This window comes from Aquamicrobium terrae, assembly GCF_040545735.1.
GTDB classification, from domain to species: domain Bacteria; phylum Pseudomonadota; class Alphaproteobacteria; order Rhizobiales; family Rhizobiaceae; genus Mesorhizobium; species Mesorhizobium terrae_A.
Map to the genome: position 1 here is coordinate 138,447 of NZ_JBEPML010000007.1, position 21,324 is coordinate 159,770.

General features: G+C 65.7%; 18 protein-coding genes. 7 read left to right on the top strand and 11 right to left on the bottom strand.

Annotated elements, in window-relative coordinates:
- Positions 1 to 148: 148 nt before the first annotated feature.
- Positions 149 to 1,261, top strand: a complete 1,113-nt coding sequence (locus ABID37_RS12055; protein ID WP_354194980.1) for a glycosyltransferase family 4 protein — start codon at positions 149 to 151, stop codon at positions 1,259 to 1,261.
- Positions 1,262 to 1,298: 37 nt separating this feature from the next.
- Here the strand turns inward: ABID37_RS12055 and ABID37_RS12060 are convergent, their stop codons facing one another.
- Positions 1,299 to 2,417 (bottom strand): glycosyltransferase family 2 protein, encoded by a 1,119-nt coding sequence (locus tag ABID37_RS12060; RefSeq protein WP_354194982.1) that lies wholly within the window; start codon positions 2,415 to 2,417, stop codon positions 1,299 to 1,301.
- A 550-nt stretch (positions 2,418 to 2,967) separates the two neighbouring features.
- On the opposite strand from ABID37_RS12060, the gene ABID37_RS12065 reads away from it, so the two are divergent.
- Positions 2,968 to 3,630, top strand: coding sequence for a sugar transferase (locus tag ABID37_RS12065; RefSeq protein ID WP_354195187.1), 663 nt, complete (start codon positions 2,968 to 2,970; stop codon positions 3,628 to 3,630).
- Here the strand turns inward: ABID37_RS12065 and ABID37_RS12070 are convergent.
- Positions 3,605 to 3,931, bottom strand: coding sequence for a hypothetical protein (locus ABID37_RS12070; RefSeq protein WP_354194984.1), 327 nt, complete (start codon positions 3,929 to 3,931; stop codon positions 3,605 to 3,607). The genes ABID37_RS12065 and ABID37_RS12070 overlap by 26 nt on opposite strands.
- A 141-nt stretch (positions 3,932 to 4,072) precedes the next feature.
- Here ABID37_RS12070 and ABID37_RS12075 point away from each other — a divergent pair, with 141 nt between their 5' ends.
- Positions 4,073 to 5,506: a hypothetical protein gene (locus ABID37_RS12075; RefSeq protein ID WP_354194986.1), complete on the top strand. Its 1,434-nt coding sequence runs from the start codon at positions 4,073 to 4,075 to the stop codon at positions 5,504 to 5,506.
- A gap of 58 nt (positions 5,507 to 5,564) precedes the next feature.
- Here the strand turns inward: ABID37_RS12075 and ABID37_RS12080 are convergent, their stop codons facing one another.
- Together ABID37_RS12080 and ABID37_RS12085 are read right to left on the bottom strand one after the other, a co-directional pair.
- Complete coding sequence (locus tag ABID37_RS12080) at positions 5,565 to 6,989, bottom strand: polysaccharide biosynthesis/export family protein (RefSeq protein WP_354194988.1); 1,425 nt, start codon at positions 6,987 to 6,989, stop codon at positions 5,565 to 5,567.
- Positions 6,990 to 7,004: 15 nt separating this feature from the next.
- Positions 7,005 to 7,880, bottom strand: a complete 876-nt coding sequence (locus tag ABID37_RS12085) for a glycosyltransferase family 2 protein (RefSeq protein WP_354194990.1) — start codon at positions 7,878 to 7,880, stop codon at positions 7,005 to 7,007.
- Between the two features lie 287 nt (positions 7,881 to 8,167).
- On the opposite strand from ABID37_RS12085, the gene ABID37_RS12090 reads away from it, so the two are divergent.
- The gene (locus tag ABID37_RS12090; protein ID WP_354194992.1) at positions 8,168 to 9,454 is read left to right on the top strand and encodes a glycosyltransferase; all 1,287 of its coding nucleotides are present in this window, start codon (positions 8,168 to 8,170) and stop codon (positions 9,452 to 9,454) included.
- Here ABID37_RS12090 and ABID37_RS12095 read toward each other — a convergent pair.
- The 6 genes from ABID37_RS12095 to ABID37_RS12120 all read right to left on the bottom strand — a co-directional run bounded on the left by ABID37_RS12095 (position 9,398) and on the right by ABID37_RS12120 (position 17,006).
- Positions 9,398 to 10,864 carry a DUF4214 domain-containing protein gene (locus ABID37_RS12095; RefSeq protein WP_354194994.1) on the bottom strand — a complete coding sequence of 489 codons (1,467 nt, stop codon included), beginning with the start codon at positions 10,862 to 10,864 and terminating at the stop codon, positions 9,398 to 9,400. The two genes, ABID37_RS12090 and ABID37_RS12095, sit on opposite strands and share 57 nt — an antisense overlap.
- Before the next feature lie 9 nt (positions 10,865 to 10,873).
- The gene (locus ABID37_RS12100; RefSeq protein WP_354194996.1) at positions 10,874 to 12,301 is read right to left on the bottom strand and encodes a DegT/DnrJ/EryC1/StrS family aminotransferase; all 1,428 of its coding nucleotides are present in this window, start codon (positions 12,299 to 12,301) and stop codon (positions 10,874 to 10,876) included.
- 2 nt (positions 12,302 to 12,303) lie between these two features.
- Complete coding sequence (locus tag ABID37_RS12105; protein ID WP_354194998.1) at positions 12,304 to 13,341, bottom strand: GHMP family kinase ATP-binding protein; 1,038 nt, start codon at positions 13,339 to 13,341, stop codon at positions 12,304 to 12,306.
- 198 nt (positions 13,342 to 13,539) lie between these two features.
- Positions 13,540 to 14,472 carry an NAD-dependent epimerase/dehydratase family protein gene (locus tag ABID37_RS12110; protein WP_354195000.1) on the bottom strand — a complete coding sequence of 311 codons (933 nt, stop codon included), beginning with the start codon at positions 14,470 to 14,472 and terminating at the stop codon, positions 13,540 to 13,542.
- 54 nt (positions 14,473 to 14,526) lie between these two features.
- Positions 14,527 to 15,732 carry an AGE family epimerase/isomerase gene (locus ABID37_RS12115; RefSeq protein WP_354195002.1) on the bottom strand — a complete coding sequence of 402 codons (1,206 nt, stop codon included), beginning with the start codon at positions 15,730 to 15,732 and terminating at the stop codon, positions 14,527 to 14,529.
- A gap of 2 nt (positions 15,733 to 15,734) precedes the next feature.
- Complete coding sequence (locus tag ABID37_RS12120) at positions 15,735 to 17,006, bottom strand: HAD-IIIA family hydrolase (protein WP_354195004.1); 1,272 nt, start codon at positions 17,004 to 17,006, stop codon at positions 15,735 to 15,737.
- 329 nt (positions 17,007 to 17,335) lie between these two features.
- On the opposite strand from ABID37_RS12120, the gene ABID37_RS12125 reads away from it, so the two are divergent.
- A complete protein-coding gene (locus tag ABID37_RS12125) occupies positions 17,336 to 18,790 on the top strand; it encodes an oligosaccharide flippase family protein (RefSeq protein WP_354195006.1) in 1,455 nt (484 codons plus the stop codon).
- On the opposite strand, the gene ABID37_RS12130 is transcribed toward ABID37_RS12125, so the two are convergent.
- Positions 18,787 to 19,224 carry an Lrp/AsnC family transcriptional regulator gene (locus ABID37_RS12130; protein ID WP_354195008.1) on the bottom strand — a complete coding sequence of 146 codons (438 nt, stop codon included), beginning with the start codon at positions 19,222 to 19,224 and terminating at the stop codon, positions 18,787 to 18,789. The two genes, ABID37_RS12125 and ABID37_RS12130, sit on opposite strands and share 4 nt — an antisense overlap.
- Before the next feature lie 125 nt (positions 19,225 to 19,349).
- On the opposite strand from ABID37_RS12130, the gene rocF reads away from it, so the two are divergent.
- Complete coding sequence (gene rocF / locus ABID37_RS12135; protein ID WP_354195010.1) at positions 19,350 to 20,267, top strand: arginase; 918 nt, start codon at positions 19,350 to 19,352, stop codon at positions 20,265 to 20,267.
- A complete protein-coding gene (gene ocd, locus ABID37_RS12140) occupies positions 20,268 to 21,323 on the top strand; it encodes an ornithine cyclodeaminase (protein WP_354195012.1) in 1,056 nt (351 codons plus the stop codon). It begins immediately after the preceding gene.
- The last annotated feature ends 1 nt before the right edge of the window (position 21,324 follow it).

Here is a 21,324-nt window from a genome sequence, read left to right on the forward strand (position 1 = left end):
CCTTGCCTCCCGCTGCTTCCAGCCCCTGAACGGTGTCCGGCAAATTCTCAATCCGAAATCATTGACGAGTCAAACGCATCATGAGGCAATGGCCTACCGTTTCTGGATGAGGCCGGGATGGTGCGCGCAACCATTGGGGGACTGTGGGATGGGCAAGGACGACAAACCGGGCAAGGTCTATGTCAACGGCCGCTTCCTGCGCGGGCCGATCACCGGAACCTCGCGCGTGGCCGAGGAGGTTCTGGCCGCATGGGACGCGGCGATCCGCGCCGGCGACGCGAGGTTTGCGGGTGCGTCGATCGAGGTGCTGTGCCCGAGCGACGCCACGCGCTCGCTGCCGCTCGAGGCGATCCGCATCCGCCGCCGCAATCTCCTCGGCGGCAAGTTCTGGGAGCCGGTCGACCTGGGATTGCTGGCATGGACGGGAACGCTGGTCAATTTCGCCAATGTCGCACCCCTGTATCATCCGCGCGCGCTCACCTATGTGCACGACGCGCAGATGTTTCTCTATCCGGAATCCTACCCGTCCGGCGAATTGTTCACGCACCGGCCCCTGATGCGCGTGGCCGGGTGCATGTCGCGCCGCGTCGTCACCGTCTCCGAGTTCTCGAGCCAGATGCTCCAGCGCTTCGGCATCGCCCCGGCCTCGAAGATTGCGGTCATTCACAACGGCGCCGACCATATAGTGCGGGTCGCGCCGGATGCTTCGGTTCTCGCACGTTTCGGCCTGTCGCCGCAGGGCTATGTGCTGATGCTCGGCAGCGCATTCCCCTACAAGAATGTCGAGGTCATCTACCGGGCCTTCGCGCGCATGGGGGAAAGCCGGCTCAAGCTCGCGGTCATTGCAAGGGCCGACCTGCGCAAGGCCGTCGGTGCGGTGCAGGAAGTCGGAGACAGGCTGGTGGTCGTCTCGGGCGTGAGTGACGCGGATCTGCGCGCGCTCTACCAGAATGCCCTCGTCTTCGTTCAGCCGGCGCGAACGGAGGGCTTCGCCATGACCCAGCTCGAGGCGCTGAATTCCGGCGCCCCGGTCATCACCTGTGCATTGGGCAGCATGCCGGAGGTGCTGGGCGACGACGTGGTTTATGCCGACGCGGACTCTCCCGGTGACTGGGCCGAAGCCATTTTGCGCTTCGAGCGCGATCCCCGGTTGCGGGAAGAGATGGTGGCGCGCGGACAGGCCATGGCGGCGCGCTACACCTGGAGGCGGACAGCCGATGCCCTGTGGCGCGAAGTCGAACGGCTGGCCTCGCGCGGCTGAAAATCCCTGACCGTCGTCGTTCCGGATGTCTTCCGGCTCAGGATGCCAGTCCGTCGGGAACACGCTCGGGGCGTTTCCGCGCCGCGGCCTCGATCAAGGCGGGCGACGGCGCCTGGGCGCACCAGGGGGTGATGTCCCGGATGAGTCCGAGTTCGACAAGCTGTTCCGCGCCTTTGAATTCGGTGCTGCGCTCATAGCTCAGGTCGAGATGGCCGCGCCGGCGGATGGTGTCGGCATAGAGGATATATTCCGTCCCCCGCCGATAGTGCTCCTTTCGCGCGGCTTCCTCATTCACCCGTCTGGCGAAATCGGCGAGGAACTTGAAGTGGCAAAGAACCATGTTCTCGCCGTGCAGGTGGCCGCCCGTGCCGCCATGTGCATTCGTATATCTGAATCCCGATCCCGTCAGGACGAGCGGAACCTTGGACAGGCACGGCATCTGGCGCGGCATGCTGCGCACGACCGTGGCCACGAGGCTGTCGGGCACATGGGGCAATATCCGATCCATCTGGCCGCAAAGCCAATAGTCGACCCATGTGCTGCGGGCCTCCTTCTCGAAGGACGAAAGGATCCGCACCCGTGGCCCGCCGACGATCTCCAGCGCCGCCCCGGTTTTCCCCCACGGCTTTTGCGGGCGGAACCGGAAGATATAGTCGAGGTCGAAGCAGGGCGAGACCTGGAAAATATCGGAATCTTCCTCCAGCCATGCCGTTTCCAGCGGGCCGCGAGGATACATGTCGAGCATGAAGGCGTAGATGGCGTTGCGGTTCTGCCGGCGCACCTTGTCCAGAACCGCCGACAACGGCGATTGCGGCCAGCCCCGGTAGACCAGCAATTCGTCGCAGTCCGCGAACAGCACCCAGGTGCCGGGTGAAATCCTGTCGTGAAATTCATGGGCCCAGTCGACACCGAAATTGGACTGGGCGTAGCCGCCGTCGATCCGGGTGAAGACGACGTCATCCTGCGCGGCCAATATATCCCACGTGGCGTCCGTCGAGCCGTTGTCGACGATAGCGAATTGCCTGACGCCGATGTCCCGATAGTGGCGCAGCCAGGCATGCAGCCGCAGCGACTCGTTTCGCATGACCGCGAAAATGACGAGGTCTTGCTGCGCGCGGTTCACCTTTTCGATGAAAATGTCGGGAAGAACGTTCACGCCGGGCCTCCGGTCCATCTGTCGATTGCATGGTCGCCGGCAGTCGCACGACGCTGCCGGCAGCCAGCATGTCCGAGAAAGTGGATCGGCGCACGCCACACAAAGGGGGCAGTCCATATACGCCAAAAGATGAAAGGCGCCGGGCGTGCGGCCTTGCGAGGCTTCGGGCACAGCTTGCGGAGCCGAAGGATTCCGGCCGGCACGCGATCGCTTCCTGCAACCGCCTACGTGACCTCGCCTCACGCCGCCCGAAGCCGGCAACTCACGGGGACAATAACATTTTGGGCGTAATCCCGTGGCGGGGCGTGCCACCGGTTACCACTATTGATCCACTTGCGATTGCACATGTGTCTTCGACATTCTGGCATCTGACAAGCGACAACCATACGTGGCGGCAAGGGGCGTCTTTGGCATGTCGACCAGGACGAGATCATATGCCAGAAGCGGCGCGCTTCTGGGGCGGGAACGATCATTGACGAACCGCAGGCACTTCCCGCATCTGGGGTTCGTGCCATCGCCCCCGGATGACGGGGCGGACGGTTTTCTTTCAATGCCGGCGGCAGCCGGCGCCGGCGATTTCTCGACCACCCATTCCCGGCCGCTCGGTGGTCGCGCCAAGCGGCTGATGGATATCGGCATTGCGGTGACGGCGCTTGTCCTGGCCATGCCGCTGATGCTCGCGGTGGCCCTGCTCATCAAGCTCGTCTGCGGCGGGCCGGTGCTGTTCTCCCACCGCCGGATCGGCTTCAACGGCAGCGCGTTCCGCTGCTACAAGTTCCGTACCATGGCCGTTGATGCGGAGCAGCGGCTCCAGGCCTATCTGGCCTGCAATCCGCAGGCCGCCGAGGAGTGGCGGCAATCCCGCAAACTGAAGCGCGATCCGCGCCTCACGGTTCTGGGCAACATGTTGCGCAAGTCGAGCATCGATGAGCTGCCGCAGCTCTTCAACGTGCTGCGCGGCGAGATGAGCTGCGTCGGCCCGCGGCCGATCGTTGCGGACGAACTGCGGCGTTACGGCTCGGTGGCGCGGGACTATTTGCGGACGAGGCCCGGCCTCACCGGGCTCTGGCAGGTCACCGGCCGGGATTCGGTCGATTATGCCGGCCGGGTTTCGCTGGATGCCGAATATGTACGCAACTGGTCGATCGGCGCGGATCTGCTGATCCTCGTCCGCACGGTCGGCGCGGTCATGAAATTCGATCAGGCTTCCTGAGGCCGGCCGGGCGTTTCAGGAGCCGGTTCGTGGTGAGCGGAGCGTCGTCCTGTGCCGGGCCCGGCCGCTTCCTGCGATGGCGCAATGCCGCAAGGCCGAGGCCGGCAAGGTAGCCGCCTTGCAGCACGAGAATGAGGTACAGGGTTCGAAGCAGGATGAGCTTGAACGGCAATCCCAACATGAGGCCGCCCGCCATGGCAGCCACCGCCACCAGCAGCGTGGCGGCGAGGATTGCGGGTGCAAGAAAGCGGGCGCCGATGAACAGGCCCATCAGGCCGACCGCAACGAGTGCCAGGGTCACGACGATCTCCACCCTTCTGCCGTTCTCCAGTCATCCACCCGCATGGGAAAAAAGCAGAGTCTGTCAAATCTGTGAAGTGGGTTTGCGTTCGAGACGAACCGACCTTCGCCAGCGCCTTGCGGCCGCGCCGGGATTGAGACGATGCAGCCATCCATAGCTGGCATGCTCGTATGCGCCGGAATTCTGGTCTTCGTCCGCTTCATGGGCTGGTCGATGATCGTCGCCTTCATGGCCTCGCTGGCCTTCGGAACCACCGCGATCGGCACCTTGAGCGCGGTGGGCGGTTCGTCGCCGCAGATCTACACCGTCTTCGCCGCGCTGTTGCTGGTGACCGCCGTGGCGCGCAAGGGCATCTGGCGCGAGCTGGTGACCATTTTCAGGCGCATCGGGGTCGCTTCCGTGGTCGTGGTCCTGATGGCTTACGCGATAATCGGGGCCGTCCTGTTCCCGAGATTCTTTGCCGGGCAGACCAGTGTCTTCGTCGCGTCCCGCACCAGTCGCGGTGTCTACGAAACGGCGCTGGGGCCCACTTCGGCCAACATCACCCAGACAGCCTATTTCACCCTGAGCATCCTGGTGTTCCTTGGCGTTTGCCTGCTTTTGCGCCGCCGCGAGGCGCTGGTCGACGTGAAGCGGGGCTTCTTCCTGTGGTTCGGGCTGCATACCGCCATGGGCATCATCGACCTTGCCGGCAAGATGGCCGGGGCGGGAGACGTGCTGGGGCCGATCCGCACTGCCAACTATGCCATGCTGACGCTGACCATGGAGGAAGGGTTCTGGCGCATCGCCGGCGCCCAGTCCGAAGCTTCGGCTTTTGGCTCCGTCTCGCTGGCCGGATTGGCCTTCAGCTATACTTACTGGCGCAGGACCGGCTCCCGCTTTGCGGCGGCGATCGCCGCCGTGCTGTTCCTCCTGCTCCTCTTGTCCACTTCGACGACCGCCTATGTCGGCCTTTGCCTGCTTGGCATCCCGGTCGCGTTTTCCCTGGCACGATCCTTCCTTGCAGGCCGGTTGAGCCTGCAGGAGCTGTTGCTGGTGGTGCTGATGGTCCTGCTGGGCTTCGTGGTGCTGGCTGTCAGCCTCTACAATGCGAAGTTCTTCGACCCGATGTTGCGCCTGATCGACCATGTCGTCACCAACAAGCTGTCATCGGCGTCCGGCCAGGAACGCAGCTACTGGAACTACAAGAGCATGCAGGCCTTCTTCGACACCAGCGGTCTGGGCATCGGCCTTGGCAGTTCGCGGGCGTCGAGCTGGGCGATTGCCGTGTTGTCGCAACTGGGCATGGTCGGCTCGATCCTCATCGCCACCTTGCTGGCGGCGCTGGTCTGGACGCCCGCCCGGTCGCGCCGGGTCATGGAGCCCGAGCTGGATGCGATCGTGTCGAGCGCCCGCGCGGGCGCGCTGGCCGCGCTGCTGGCGCTGTCGATCGTCGGTGGGCTCGCCGACCCCGGCATGGGCTTTTTCGTGCCGCTGGCCGTTGTCATGGCCTGTGGCGCGCGAATCTGGGATGACGCCGATGCGCAGGATCAGGTCTATGGGCGAACCGCCGGTCCGCTACCCGTCGCCAGATAGGCCGCCTGGCGGGCTCGCCAGCCCGTGCCCCAGGTCGCTGTCCCTGAGCCCGGCGTCCCTATTTCGCTTCGCTGGCGTTGCCGGCGAGTTCGGCGGGATCGATATCGAGGCTGGCGGGGTTGGCGCGTGTGCCGGCGGCGGCTGCGGGCGTGCCGAATTCCTTCAGATACTCCGGCGGCAACGGAATCTCGACCTTGACCGTGTCCCCCGGCAGCACCGGGCTCGACATCGTGCCTGTCATTTCCGTGACGGTTCCATCGGCCCCCGGCCTGTAGATCGTATAGAGCGGTTCCGCCTGCTCCATGCGGGCCCGCTGTGCCAGCAACCGGGGAGCCGCCAGTTCCGACTCGTAGATCAGCCGCGCGGTGGTTTCCGCCTTGCGGTCGAGCGTATCGAGTTCGGCCTGCGTGTCGCGCAATGCGGCGGTGATCTCGTTGCGGCGCGTGTCCTGCAACTCGATGATCTGGATGTCGGTGCGGCTGATTTCCTGCCGGCTGCGCAGCAGGCCGGTTTCGGCCGCAAGCCGCTCGCTCTGCACCTGCGCCAGAGCGCGCTCCAGCGACAGTTCGCGCGGCGCGGCTGCAAGCCCCTTGTTCACCAGTGCGGAGACGCTGCCCAGTTCCTTCTGCACCAGCTCTATCTGCTTGTCGAGGAAGGTCAGTTGCGCGCCGAGCGACGTGACTTCCTTTTCCAGGAAATCGCGCAGATTGTTCAAGGCGCGCACCTGCGTCTCGAGCCCTTCGCGGCGGGCCTGGAAGATGGCCTGCTCCTGCTGCATCAGGATGGCGACGTCGCTGTTGTCCCGGTAGGCGGTAAGCTCGGGGGGAAAGGCGATGCTTTCCGATTGCGCCAGCTCCGCTTCGAGGCGTGCCTTGCGTGCCAGCAGGTTGACCTTGCTCAGGCCGATCAACTTCGCCTCGCCCTGGCCCTGGATGATCTCGCGCTCGTAGCGGTCCATGCGTTCCTCGCGTGTCCGCAACCCGCCGGCGATGCCCACGGCCTGCAACACGGTCAAGCCCGGCCGGTAGGCGAACTCGCCGGACTGCGCGACCTGACCCAGAATGTAGAACGGCCGGTATTGCACCACTTCCACGGCGGTGTCGGGCCTGCGGCCGAGACCCATATTGTGCACCAGGGCGTCGCCTATGATGCCGGCCAGTTCGGAGGTAGTGCGCCCGGCCGCCTCGATCTCGCCCGCCAGCTGCAGCGAAAGCGAGCCCGCCGAGTTCACGACGAACATGTCGTTGAGCGCCGTCCACTCGAAGACCGCATCGCGCGAGGCGCGCCACTCATAGACCTTGATGCGGATCTTGTCCTGCGCGCCAAGGCGATAGTCGTCGCTGTGGGCCGGGCCCAGGGCAAGCAGCAGGCTGGCCGAGGCGGCGCAAATCGTCAGCACCGTGCCGGTGCCGGCCGATTTCTTGCCGTGGGATGGCCCGCGGCGCTCGATGCTACGGGATGACAGGAGCCGGTGGATGAACATGATCGTGTTCCAGCATTAGATTTCGAGGATGTATTCCGGTTCGATGCGCCCTCGCAGCAGGTGCCCGAGGGCGATAAGGTTGCCGCGCAGGCGGCCGCGCCTGTCGACATAGAATTCCGGCCGGATGCTGCGGACGATATTGGCGATGATCGTTCGGGCCATGAGCTTGAACGCGAAATCGCCCGGCATGGTGCCCTTGCGGAACAGATAGACCGGGTTGGCGACCTGGGAATAGCCGAAGCGCACCCCGCTGACGCGGCCGCTCTTGACGCCGAGATGGACGCTGCGGATCGACGGCAGGGACACCACCCGCCCGCGTCGTCCCAGTTGATAGGTGAAGTCGATGTCCTCCTGCCAGCCATAGAGGACCAGGCGCTCATCGAAGCGCAGGTCGCCGATCACGGAGGAGCGCATCGACATGTTGTTGCCCTGGGCGCCGACCATGTCGAACACGCGCATGTCGACCTCGCCGCCGGCTTCCGCCTCGCGGATGATGGCGATGCCTTCTTCCCACGAAATGCCTTTCGTCGACGCGCCGTCGCGGACGATGCCGCCCATGACCACGGCCCAGTCGGGATTGTCCTCCAGCGCCCGCGCGACGCGTTCCATATAATCGGTCGCCGGGATCAGGTCGTCGTCGAGAAAGGCGATGATGTCGAAGCGGCCGAGGGCATAGTCGAGCGCGCGGTTGCGCTGTGCCGTGAGGCTGGGGGGGCCGTAGAGCCTGCGCACCGGGAAACGCGTCTCGACGTCGGGAACATGCGTCTCGTCGGGAGCCGAGATGATGACCTCGTGCGGCAAACGCGTCTGGTGCCCGAGCCATCTCAGCAGGCGCTCCAGCACCTCCTTGCGCCCATATGTGGGAATGATGACCGCCAGGCTGAGCGACATGAACGAACCCCCGTCACAGTTGCGACCCCATGCCGTTCGTCCGTGACGGACGGCAATCATGATCCTAAGTGCCGGGCGGGCAGGAAACAGCCTGCAAATAAGGCGTCGGTTCGCGCAAATATAGCTCCATCGGCGTAGCGGCCTTACGCCTTTGGAGTGTGTTCGGGCCGCCGCTTAGCCCCCTTCACCCCATTAGATCAGCTTGTCCGCCGGCCTCGGCCCATACGAAACTTGACCCATGCCCTTCGACAGAAAGGGCGACCGCACAACTGGGGTGGGTTTCCGATATGCATCAGGCACGCCAAACCGACTGGGCGAGCGTCGCGCGCCTTGATGAAGAATGGAGCCGGCGTGCCGTTGGCGAGGTCGCGGTGCCGGAAGTGGATCGCAACGCCCGTATCGCCGTGGTCCATGACTGGTGCCCGAATTTCCGCGGCGGCGAACGGGTGCTGGCCCGCATATGCAGCATATTCCCGAACGCCGAGGTCTTCACCCTGTTCGATTTCCTTCCGCCTGCGGTGAAGGAAGAGTATTTCCGCGACGTGACCTTCCACACGTCGGCGGCCAACCGCCTGCCCTGGGTGCGCAAATATCACCGCGCCCTGTTTTTCCTCTGCCCGATCCTGATCGAGCAGTTCGACGTCACCGGCTACGATGCCGTCATCTCGTCCTCGGCCGCCTTCGCCCGCGGGGTGCTGACGCGGCCCGACCAGCCGCATCTGTGCTATGTGCACAGCCCCATCCGCTATGCTTGGGACGAGCAGTTTTCCTATCTGCAACAGGGTCGCATGGGCTATGGGCCGAAGGGGCTCGCCTTCCGCTACCTGCTGCACAAGCTGCGCATGTGGGACATGCGCACCGCCCACGGGCCGGACCTGATGCTCGCCAATTCGAGCTATGTCCGCTCCCGCATAAAGCGCATCTACGGGCGTGAGGCGATGGTGGTGCATCCGCCCGTCGCCACGGCGGAGCTCGACTATGTTCCGGTCAAGGAGGACTATTACGTCACCGCCGCCTTCCATGCGCCCTACAAGCGGCTGGACCTGGTGGTCGACGCCTTCGGCAAGATGCCGTCCCGGCGCCTCGTCGTGGTGGGGGATGAGGCGCAGTCGAAGCATCTGCGCGCGCGGGCGGCTTCCAACATCACCTTCACCGGCCACCTGCCGCGCAAGGACTATGTCGCCCGCGTCGCGCGGGCCCGCGCCATGGTGTTTGCCGGGTGCGAGGATTTCGGCATCACGCTGGCCGAGGCCCAGTTCTGCGGCACGCCGCTGATCGCCTTCGGCCGTGGCGGGGCCGCCGATATCGTCCGGCCGCTGGGTCGGTCCGGCAAGCCGACGGGCGTGCTGTTCGCGCGCCAAAATACGGCGAGCCTGATCGAGGCGGTCGAGCAGTTCGAGGCCAATGCGGCGACCGTGACGCCGCTGGCCTGCCACCTCAATGCCGAGCGCTTTTCCGAGGAGCGGTTCGACCGCGAGATTCTGGAGGCGGTAGCCACATTGCTGGCCATGCAGCCGTCAGGGGACCGGAACCTGCGCGAAGAGGAAGGAATGGAGGGAACGGAATTCCTGTGAGCCGACCGCTTCCAGGGCCAGTTCCTCACGGGTCATCTGGTTGCCGTCCAGCCGTGAAAGATAGTCGGACAGGCCCCTGCCGTCCGGCTCGCGGCCAAGCAGCCTTCGGTAGATGGCGGCAATATAGGCTGCATTCGTCGCTTCCTCGCGCCCATTCACCTTGCTGAATTCCGGTGTTTCCAGAACCGAGGCCATCATCTCGGCCACCGTGCGGCCCTGCTTCATGGCCAGGGCCTGGCGCCACTGCTCGGTGGGGTTCGGCAGGCGGTTCAGGGCGAGGCAATAGAAATAGGCCACCTGGTTGGCATGGTTGACGACGGCCGTGTTCAGGGAGCCCGTATCGCAGCCCGCCGCGGGCGGGACGGGATCTGCGGAGGCGGGCTGCGAGGTCTGTGCCGGAGATTGCGGGACCGCCACGCTGCTGCCGCCGGCGGCAATGAAGGCCTTGGCCACGCCATAGGCCAGCTTGACGCCGTCCGGCGTCCACGCGCCCTTGTCCGTCTTCCGCAGCCGCACCAGGCCCATGACGGCCTCGAAGCTCGGCGCCCAATAGGGCTCGTCGAGCAGTTCATAGATGTGGGCGGCCTCGATGGGATAGTCCTGCCGGTAGCCGCGCAGCAGCGTCATCATTTCCAGCAATCCGTCCGCCTGGGCCTGCTCGCCTTTCTCGCTCGAATGGTTGAACTCGGTCACCCAGATCGGCTTGCCGAGCGTCTTGAGATAGTCGAGCGGCTGTTTGAGATCGGCCCCATAGTGGTGCCACACCGAGATGTCCCAGTCGATGCCGTCGGCGATCATGCGCTCGAAAGCCCCGGTATGCCCCCAGCCGGCGGTTCCGATGGCCTTGCGGATGGTCGGATCGACCGACGCGGTGCCGTCCGAAAGGCCGCGCAGCACCGCGCTCACCTGCTTCCAGCGCGGGGTGAAATAATGGCCCGGCCCATCGCCGCCCGCCGGCCCCCAGGAGCAATCGTACTGGATGCCGTCGTCACGCATTTCGCATGCCGTCAGGATCGCGTAGTTCTCCAGTTCGTTGCCGAGTTCCCACACGCGGATGTCGTCCTTGAAACGCGACACCATGGCCACCGCCATCGCGTAGGACTTGGCGTAGAGATCGCCGGCGGTCTCGGCGTCGAGATCGAGGTCCGGGGTGATGACCGGCAAGATGTCGATGTCACGCGCCCTGGCCTGTTCGACCAGAGCCGCCAGTTCGGGAATGTCGTCGGCGGTGGAGATGTTCACGCGATAGGATTTCATGCCGAGGTCGCGGACAAAGTCGAGCTGCCGCGCGAACGAGATGCCGGGATAGGCGGTGAAGGGATGGCCGTTCACGCCCCACATCAGGTCGGCGCCCCATGCCGCCGTTGCGCCGAGCAGGGCGGCCAGCGCCACACATAACCGCGCGATCATTGCGCCTCGTTAGCTCCCTCCGGCCTCAAGCACGCCCGCGAAGATACCGGCGATGCGCTCGACCATCCCGCCATCCACCTTTCGCGAGGTCGGCAGATTGACGCCGCAGGCCGAAAGCCGCGCGCTTGCCGGGCATTTCCTGGCATAGTGCCGATAGGCCGGCATGGAGGACAGGCCGTGGAAGAAGGGCCGCAGGTCGATGTTCGCCTGCTTGCAGGCCTGGATGAGCTTCGGCCTCGCCTCCGCCGGCACCAGCGCACAGGAGAACCATGTCACCGGCTCATGCCGGGGCGGCATCGGCGGGGGAAAATCGACGCCCGGCAGGCCGCCCAGCGCCGCCTCATAGGCCTCGTGCACCTTGCGGCGCATGTCCAGGAAGGCGTCCATGCGTTCGAGCTGGGCGCATCCGATCGATGCCTGCAGATTGGTCATGCGGAAATTGTAGCCGGCTTCCTCATGCCAGTAGCGGCGTTCCGGGCGCATGCCGTGGTCGCGCAGCATCCGCATGCGCAGGGCGAGGTCGGGGTTGCGGGTGACGCAGATGCCGCCCTCGCCGGTGGTGATGATCTTGTTGGCGAAGAAGGAGAAGCTGGCGACGTCCGAGAACGAGCCGACCGGCTGTCCGTCATATTGTGCGCCATGGGCCTCGGCGCAATCCTCTACTACGTACAGTCCGTGCCGCAGCGCCAGATCGCGGATTTCGGCCATCGGCGCCGGGCGGCCGAACACATGCACCGGCATCACCGCCCGCGTGCGGGGCGTGACGGCGCGCTCGATCGCCTCGGGTGTGATGCACCATGTTTGCGGATCGACATCGACCAGGACCGGGGTGGCGCCGAGATGGATGACCACATTGGCCGAGGCGGCGAAGGTCAGGTCGGGCACGATCACCTCGTCGCCGGGGCCGATGCCGAGCGCGGCGAGCGCAAGGTGCAGCGAAACCGTGCCGTTCGAGGTGGCGACGCCATGGCTCATGCCGGTGCGGGCGGCAAAGCCCGATTCGAACCGCGTGATGTAGTCGCCCGTGGACGATATCCATGTGGAAAGGAACGCATCCAGCAGGTTGCGCAGCTCCGCATGGGAAAGGTCGGGCTCGGCCACCGGCAGGAGGGCAGCGCCTTGCCGCTTCTCGATGCCCACGATGTGCCGGCGCGCGTCCAGTATCGGGGCCACCGGAGAAGCCGGGTCGTCGAGATCGCCCGGTCTGGCGATGTCGCCGAGCGTGGCGTGGCCGAGATGCACACCGGCGCGAATGGCCTCGCGCAGTTCCTGAAGGGTCAGGCGCGCGACCGCCTCGCCGCTGCTGCCGGTGACGAAGACGAGCCCGTATCCGTTGTCGAGCGCGCGTTCGATGGCCGTCCACATGCTGTCTGTGGCGCGGCAGACGAAGCCGGCGATCCCGGCTTCCGCCTCGATGCTTGCGACATGAAGGTTCACGGCTATGACACCCTTGCGGACGAAGTCAGGTAGTTCGATGTCAGGTCGGGGTTGTAGAGCACCACCGACGTGCCGTCGTGCTCCATCCTGAACGGGACGAAGGTGAGGGCGCCGAGCGCGGCAAGCACCGAGGCGCGTGCGGCCGGCGGCACGAACATCAGAAGGAAGCCGCCGCCGCCGGCGCCGAGCAGCTTGCCGCCCAGCGCGCCGGCCTTGCGCGCCGCTTCGTAATAGCCGTCGATCGCCGGATTGGACACGGAGCTGTCGAGCTTGCGCTTCTCCATCCATGCGTGGTGCAGCAGCCTTCCGAATTCTGTCAGGGAACAGTTCGGGTCGGTCAGGATGCGCTCGCCCTCGGCCACCATCTCGTACATGGCGCGCAGTTCGCGGGTGCGGTCGCCGAAGCGGGCGACCTTCTTCTTCTCGATGGCGTCGGCGGAGCGGGTGAAGCCGGTGAAGAACATCATCAGCGAGTCCTCCAGCTGGGCGCGCCGTGTCGGCGTGATGTTGACCGGGCGTATCCTGTGGTCGCCGTCGGGGTTGAAATCGATGCGGTTGAGTCCGCCATGGGCGGCCGCGATCTGGTCCTGGCAGCCGACGGTTTCCTTCAGCAGTTCCTGTTCGACGAAGATCGCCTCGCGGGCCAGAACATGCTTCGGGCTCAGCCGGCCGAGATTGCCGAAATAGGCGTGGAGCAGGGAAACGGTGAAGGCGGAGGAGGAGCCGAGGCCCGTCTGCGAGGGCAGGTCGGCATTGTAGATCACCTCATAGCCGCTGTCGTCGGCCGAGCCGTAGTGCTTCAGCACCTCGCGCACCACCGGATGGCGGATCTCGTTCATGCAGCGCACTTCCTCCAGCATGCCCCAGGCCACGCGGTAGTTGAAGTCGAACACCGCCGGCAGGCGCCGGAGTTGGACGTAGATGTATTTGTTGATGGTGGTGGAGAGCACGGCCCCCGGCTCCGGCCGGTTGAACCAGGACGGATGGTCGGTCCCGCCGCCGAAGAAGGATACCCGCAAGGGACTTCTGACGATGATCATGGATGCATGCCCCCAAGCTTGAAGATTTCCGCGATCGGCCAGGCAGGCGATTGTCGTCGGGCCGCAGTTAGTATTTCCAAGGGCGTTTTGCCGCGCAAACCGGGCGTTCGGTGGTCGAGCTACCCTCTTTGGTGGAGCGTCCAGCTTTCAGGCGTATCCGCTGGCTATTGTTTCGACGCAAAAGTGCGGGAAATTGCCTTACACATTCGCGTAGCGGGAGTTGCGGATCATCCTGTAGCCGCGAATGAGTTCCCCGATGCCGTCATCCAGGCCCCAGTCCGGCGCCCAGCCGGTACGCTCCAGCTTCTCGTTGGAGACGATGTAGTCCCGCTTGTCGGGGTCCTCGCCGATCGGTGCCTCGAGATAGACGAACTGCGGCACATGCGCCTGGATGCGCTGGCACAGTTCGAGCTTGGAGAGGTTGGCGCTGGAAAGCCCCAGATTATAGGGCTGGCCGCGCATGGCGTCGAAATTGGCCAGGGCATGCTCGAAACCCTTCACCACGTCGCGCACATGGATATAGTTGCGCTTGAAATGGCCCTCGAAGATGACCACGGCGCGGTCGGTGACGGCCCGCCAGGTGAAGTCGTTGACCAGAAGGTCGATGCGCATGCGCGGCGACATGCCGAACACCGTCGCCAGCCGCAGCGTCACGCCCCGGGCCGTATCCAGCACGGCTGCCTCGGCCTCGACCTTGGTGATGCCGTAGAGCGAGATCGGCTTGAGCGGCGTCTCCTCCGTGCAGAAGATGCCCTGTTCGCCGATGCCGTAGCCGGAATTGGTGGTGGGGTAGACGATCATCTGCGCCGGCGAGGCGCGCCGGGTCAGCGCCACCACGGCGTCGCGGTTGAGGGTCCTGGCGGTGATCGGGTCCTGGTTGCACAACGGCGCGCCGACCAGCGCGGCCAGCGGGATCACCGCGTCCACCCTCGGCACCAGTTCGTCCAGAATGCGCTCGTCTCGGGCATCGCCGCGAACCGGCTCGAAACCGGCATGGCGGCAGCAGGGCGCAAGCTCGGTGGTGCCCCGCGCGAAAGTGTCGAGCACCGTGACCTTGTGGCCTTTCTCCAGAAGCGTGGGGACCAGAACCGAACCGATATAGCCGGCCCCGCCAGTGACCAATATGTGCATCGTCATCCTCGAAAATCATGGAGAAGAAAAAGGCCCGGCAGGAGCGCGGCCGCCTCATCCGGGAAAGGCATCGTCCACCTCCGGAGCGATCCTGAGCATCTCGGCAAAGGCGATCATCAGGTGGTAGAGGGTGGACGCGGGCACGTGGTCTGTCATCGGCCGCCGGTCGGCGTCGATGCGGTCCATCCATGTCCCGGCCAGCCGCCGGTCCAGGAAGTGGTCGAACAGCACCCGCGTGCTGCTGGCGAAGACCGGGCGCGGGTCCATGCCGAACAGCTCGAACATCGCCACGGCCGCCTGGATGCGCTCGGTGTTGGGCCACACGCGCGAGCCGGCATCGAGGACGACGCCGTCGTCGCGAACCGCGTTCAGGGCCAGCCATTCGCCGTGCTCCACGCCATGGGTCTCGGCAAACCATGTCAGCCCCTCGACGAAGGGCCTCATGTCGCGGCCGGTGAGGCGCTGGTAGCGCGCCAGTATCCACGCCCATTCGAACTGGTGGCCGGGCTCGATGGCGCGCCCGTCCCGGTTGCGCAGCCGGTGCCAGCGCTCGTCGAACTGTTCGCCCAGCGTCGAGGTCCGGGGGTCGAAGAAGCGGGTCGTGAAAAGCTCCACGATCCCGTCGGCGAAGCGCCGGAAGCGTTCGTCGCCGCTGACTTCCAGATTGACCAGCGCGGCTTCCAGAAGATGCATGTGCGGGTTCTGGAGGCGCGCGCCGGAAGCCGGTTTCTCCACCAGATAGCCCTGACCGCCGGGATGGCGCATGTGGGTCTCGACGAAGTCGAGGGTGCGCAGCGCCCATTGATGGGCGGTCTCGTCGCCCGTGGCGCGCTGGAACCAGCCGAAGGCATAGAGGATGAAGGCGAGGTCGTAGAGGTCCGGTGTCGGGTCCTTGACCTCGCCGTCGGGGGTGAGCAGCCGCGCCCAGCCGCCATCCGGCCCCAGCCAGGCGTTGCGGGTGAGGAAGTCGTAGCCAAAGCGGGCGCAGTCGAGCACGTCGTCGCGGCCCAGCAGCGCTGCGTGGCTGAAGACGTAGATCTGGCGGCCGATGACGCGCGTGCGCTTGAAGTCGACGGGCCGGGCGCTGCCGTCGAAGGCCATCTGCTCGACATAGCCGCCGCGCTGCCAGTCGACGCCGCGCTCGGCCCAGAACGGCACGGCGCAGTCGAGCATCCATTGGCCCGCGCGGTAGATGGCGGTATCGGCCTGCCATCCGTGATCGAGGACGAATTGCCGGCGAGTGGCTGTGAGATGGGGCATGGTCAACCTGCCTGCATGGCTGGAGTGTCGAGAAGTATCGGCGCGGGTGGCGGCACGCTTGGGGCCGGGCGCACGGCGGCGAGCGCCTGCCGCACCGTCGCCAGCAGGCTGCCGCCCTCGTAGCGCAGGCCCGGTATGCCGGCGCGGATCGCGGCTTCGATGTCGCTTTCGCGGTCGCCGATCAGGAAGCTGCCCCGGTCGCTGACGCGCCATTCGCGCCGCGCCTTCAGAAGCATGCCGGGATTGGGCTTGCGGTCGGGATGCGAGGGATGCCGGTAGCGACGCACCGTCGCGTCCGGATGGAAGGGACAGTGGTAGAAGGCATCGACATGGGCGCCGATGTCGGCCAGTTCCGCCTGCATGCGGGCATGGAAGGCGTGCACGTCCGCCTCGTGGTAGAAGCCGTGCGCGACCCCTGCCTGGTTGGTGACCACGAACACCAGATAACCGGCCTCGTTGAGGGCGAGCACCGCCTCGCGGGCATCCTCCGTCCAGTAGAGCTGTTCGGGCCGGTAGGTGTAGCCTCGGTCGATGTTGAGGACGCCGTCCCGGTCGAGGAAGGCGGCGGGCCGCGCCAGCAGGGCGGGGAACTCGCGGCGTCCCTGCGCCAGCGTTTCCGGCAGGCCGATGTCGAGGAAATAGTTGTCGAACACCTGGCCCTCGACACCGCCGCGCCTGACCAGGGCCGGAAAGACGTCGCGCTCGATGGAGCAGGGGCCGGGGACATGGTCCAGCACCGCGCGATTGAGCAGGTAGATGCCGCCGTTGATGAGGCCGGGTCCCGCTGCCGTGGCCTTCTTTTCGACGAAGGCGGTGATGCGCTTTCCGTGCAGTTCGACCGAGCCGTAGCGCGCGCAGTCGTCGATTCGGCGCAGGGCGATGCGGGCAAGGCCGTTGCGCGGCGGCGCGACCGCGAAGGCGCACAGATTGATGTCGAACCAGGAATCGCCGTTGGCCAGCAGGAACCATGGGTCGAGCAGCTCGGCCGCGTGGCGCAGCGCGCCGCCGGTGCCGGCCGGTTCCGGCTCGCGCACCACGCGGATCGTCGCCCCCCTGATGCGCCGGCCATGGTAGAGGAGCTCGACCCGGTCGCCGAGATGGCCGGCCAGAAGCACGATGTCGGTGAAGCCGTGACGTGCGGCATTCTCGATCAGCAGATCGAGCACCAGCATGTCCGGCGCGATCGGAAGCAAAGGCTTTGGCGTGGTGGCCGTAAGGGCGCCGAGACGGGTCCCCTTGCCGCCAACGAGGAAGACTGCCTGCCGGACAGCCATGCCACGTACCCCCCGTGGTTTGCCGGCAGCGGCGGTTCGCGGCCGGCCCTTACTGGTCTTGCAGCAAGAGCTTCCGCGTCTCGTCGCCAAGCATCAACGCAACAATAAGGGGTAGCCCCCTCGCCATCCTGTTGACTTGCTACGCCGGGTGATCGCTTGCTTTCGTCCTGCCGCCGGTCGCATGCTGCCGATGCTTGGGAAAGCTTGATCAAAGGGGGCGCCGGCCCCGGCCTGCCGTCGCAGGCGGGCCCTGAAGTTCCCCGTGGAGATGGGCATTTGGCTGCGGGCATTCAGACATCGACTGCGCATGGCGACGGGAACTGGCCGCGATGGTGCTGAAGCAGCAGGCGAGGCTCGGCGCCTATTGGCTGATCGGCTCGCAGATCATCAACATGGGGACGGTCTTCTTCGTCGCCGTCTTCCTCGCCCGCCTGCTGGAAATCTACCAGTTCGGCCTGATGACGCTGTCGACGGTCATCTTCCTCCTCGGGTCCCTCCTGACCACCGGAGCCTTCCGCGAGACGCTGATCGTGCGCCAGAACCTGAAGCCGGAAACCATCTCGGGTTTGTTCTGGCTGAACCTGGCGCTGTCGCTGGGCGTCGGGCTGGTTTGTCTGGCCGCCGCCGCTCCGGTCGCACGCTTCCTCGATGCTGCGGAATTCGAACCCCTGATGTGGGTGGTGGCCGGCTCCATCGTCGCCAACGGCATCGGCACCATTCCCGGCGCCATCCGTGTGGTCAAGCGGGATTTCGCCCGCATCGGCTCGCAGACGGCGATCATAACCATTGCGCTCGCCCCGGTCGCCATTCTCATGGCGCTTTACGGTTTCGGCGCGATGAGCGCGGTGATGACCACGTTCATCTATCACCTCCTCACCTGCGTGCTGAACTGGTACTACGCCGGCTGGAAGCCGCAATCGCGATTTTCCATGCGCGCCGTCGAGCCGGCGCGCCCGACCTTGCTGGTGATGCTGGGCCAGCAAACCCTCGACGTGGCCAATTCGCAGTTCGACCGCGGCATCATCGGCAGCCTGCTCGGCCCCCATGCGCTCGGCCTGTATTCTATAGGACGGCGCCTGAACGACCTGATGACCGATGCCATCATCGCGCCCGCCAACAGCGTCACCATGCCCCTGGTCGCCTCCATACAGGGCAATATCGAGCGGCTGCGCTCCGCCTATGTCCAGACGCTGTCGCTCACCATGATCCTCGCCGTGCCGGCCAATCTCGGCCTGCTGGCGGTGGGGGACCTCGCCATCCATGTGCTGTTCGGCGAGAAATGGCTGGAAGCGACGCCAGTGCTGCGTGCCTTCGTGTTCCTCGGGCTTCTGGGGGCGATCAGCAGCGTACAGCGCTCGATCGTGCAGGGCGGCGGCAGGCCGGATATCTGGCTGCGCATACAGGTGGCCCAGACCCTCGCCAATCTGGCGGCGGTCGTGGCTGCCTCGTCCTTCGGCATCACCGCCATTGCCGGTGCCATGGTGGTGCGGGCTATTCTGCTCAGCCCGCTGGCCTTCATCGCCGCCGGCAAGATGACCGATGTCGGCCCGCGCGCCTATGCCGGCGTCATGCTGAAGCCGATACAGGCCGGCATCGTGATGCTGCTGACGGTTCTGCTGGCAAGGACGCTGCTGCCGGCCGGCATGCAGCCGGTGGCGGCCCTTGCCATTCTGGTGAGCGTGGGCGCCGCGACCTATTTCGCCGCGCTCGGCCTGCTGGCGCGCAGCCAGTTGACCCATGCGCTGTCGCTGGTCATGCCGAAGCGGTTCGTATTCCGCTCCTAAAGCCTTGCCTTGACGCTCCGGGGCGTGGCGAGCAGCAGGCTGGTCTCGGAATTGGTGATGCCGGGGATCAACCGGATGCGCCGCAGCACCTGATCGAACGCGATCAGGTCGGAGGTGCCGAGTTCCACCACAAGATCCCATTTGCCGTTGGTGGTGTGGATGGCGCTCACCTCGGAGAAGCCGTTCAGCGCCTTGATGACGGCATCGGCGCTGTGGCCGCCGATCTCGATCATCATGATGCCGCGCACCGGCAGGTCGATGGCGTCGGAGCGCAGGATGACGGTGAAGCCGATGATCTCGCCGCTGTTCTTCAGCCGCTCCAGCCGCGCGCGCACGGTGGCGCGCGTCAGGCCCAGCTCGGCGGCGAGGTCGGAGAGGCTGCGCCGCCCGTCATGGCGCAATATGGTGATGAGGCGCTGGTCGGTTGCGTCCATGTCATGCCCGATCCGGTCAATTGACCTTACCATTATGGTAAGTCGTGCCGCCGGATTAGGCAATCTGGCTGCTTCCATGTGCCGGGGAAATGGGTTCTTCTGGGCCGAACGATCAAGGGGTGGCCATGAAGTGCAAGCTGATTTCCGTACCGGTCGAGCAGGGGCAGCCCGTCCCCGGCTGCGCGCTGGGGCCGGAGGTGCTGAAGGATGCCGGATTGGTCGCCGCATTGCGCGACCTCGGTCATGAAGTCGTCGATCTCGGTGCCGTGCCGACGCCGCAGCCACGCGCCGTTCCCGCCCATGCCAACCGCCTGAAATTCCTGCCCGAGGTCAGTGCCTGGGTCGAGGCGACCGCCGGCATGGCCTATGAGGCGAGCGCCGACGGCTTCCCCATCTTCCTCGGCGGCGATCACAGCATCTCGGCGGGGTCGGTGTCCGGGCTGGCGCGCCGCGCCGCCGAAGAGGGGCGGCCGCTCTTCGTGCTGTGGATGGACGCCCATTCCGATTTTCACACGCTGGACAGCACCACCAGCGGCAATCTGCATGGCGTGCCGCTGGCCTATCTGTGCGGCCTGCCGGGCTTCGAGGGCTATTTCCCGCCGCTTGCCGCGCCGTTGTCGCCACAGCATGTCTGCATCCTCGGCCTGCGCAGCGTCGACGCGGCCGAGCGCGAGGCGCTGGCGGAAACGGCCATGCGCGTCCATGACATGAGCGCCATCGACCGCAAGGGCATCGCCGCGCTGCTGGACTCCTTCCTGAACGAAGTGCGCGCGGCGAACGGATTGCTGCACGTCTCCTTCGATGTGGATTTCCTCGATCCGCCGCTGGCCCCCGGCGTCGGTACGCCGGTGCAGGGCGGCGCCACCTTCCGCGAGGCGCATCTGGCCATGGAACTGCTTTACGAAAGTAGGCTCGTCACCAGCCTCGACGTGGTCGAGCTCAATCCCGTGCTCGACGAGCGGGGCCGCACGGCCGGGCTTGCCGTCGAACTGGTGGGCAGCCTGCTTGGCAAGACGATAACGGGCAAGAGAAGGGCGGCCTGAATGGACAAGCAACTCAACGTGGTGCCGTTCGTCAGCGTCGACCGCATGATGCGCCTGGTCCATTCGGTGGGCATCGAGCGCTTCCTCGGCGAACTCGCCGGCTATATCGAGGAGGATTTCCGCCGCTGGCCGAGCTTCGACAAGACGCCGCGCATCGCCTCGCACAGCGTCGATGGCGTCATCGAGCTGATGCCGACCAGCGACGGCACGCTCTACGGCTTCAAATATGTCAACGGCCATCCGAAGAACACGCGCGACGGCCTCCAGACCGTCACCGCCTTCGGCCTGCTGTCGCATGTCTCGACCGGCTATCCCGTGCTGCTGTCGGAGATGACGATGCTGACCGCCTTGCGCACGGCCGCCATGTCGGCCGTTGCGGCCAAATATCTCGCGCCGAAGGGTGCCAGCACCATGGCCGTCATCGGCAACGGCGCCCAGTCCGAGTTCCAGGCGCTGGCCTTCAAGTCGCTGCTCGGCGTCGACCGGCTGCGCCTCTATGACATCGACCCGGCCGCCTCGCGCAAATGCGCCGGCAATCTCGCCCGGCAGGGCTTTGCCTCGATCGAGATCTGCGGTGCGGCCGCCGAAGCGGTCGAGGGCGCGTCGATCATCACCACGGCCACCGCCGACAAGCAATATGCCACGATCCTGACCGACAACATGGTCGGGCCCGGCGTCCACATCAACGCCGTGGGCGGCGACTGCCCCGGCAAGACCGAGATTCACAAGGACATCCTGCTGCGCTCCGACATCTTCGTGGAGTTTCCTCCGCAGACCCGCATCGAAGGGGAAATCCAGCAGCTTGCCGCCGATTATCCGGTCACCGAACTGTGGGACGTGATTGCCGGCCATGCGGCCGGACGGCGGGACGAGCGTCAGATCACCCTGTTCGATTCGGTCGGCTTCGCCATCGAGGACTTTTCGGCGCTGCGCTATGTCTACGATTTGACGGTCGGCGGCGATGCGCTGGAGTTCCTCGACCTGATCGCCGATCCCGACGATCCGCGCGACCTGTTCGGCATGCTGATGCGCTCGCCGGCCGCCCCGGCGCACTGAA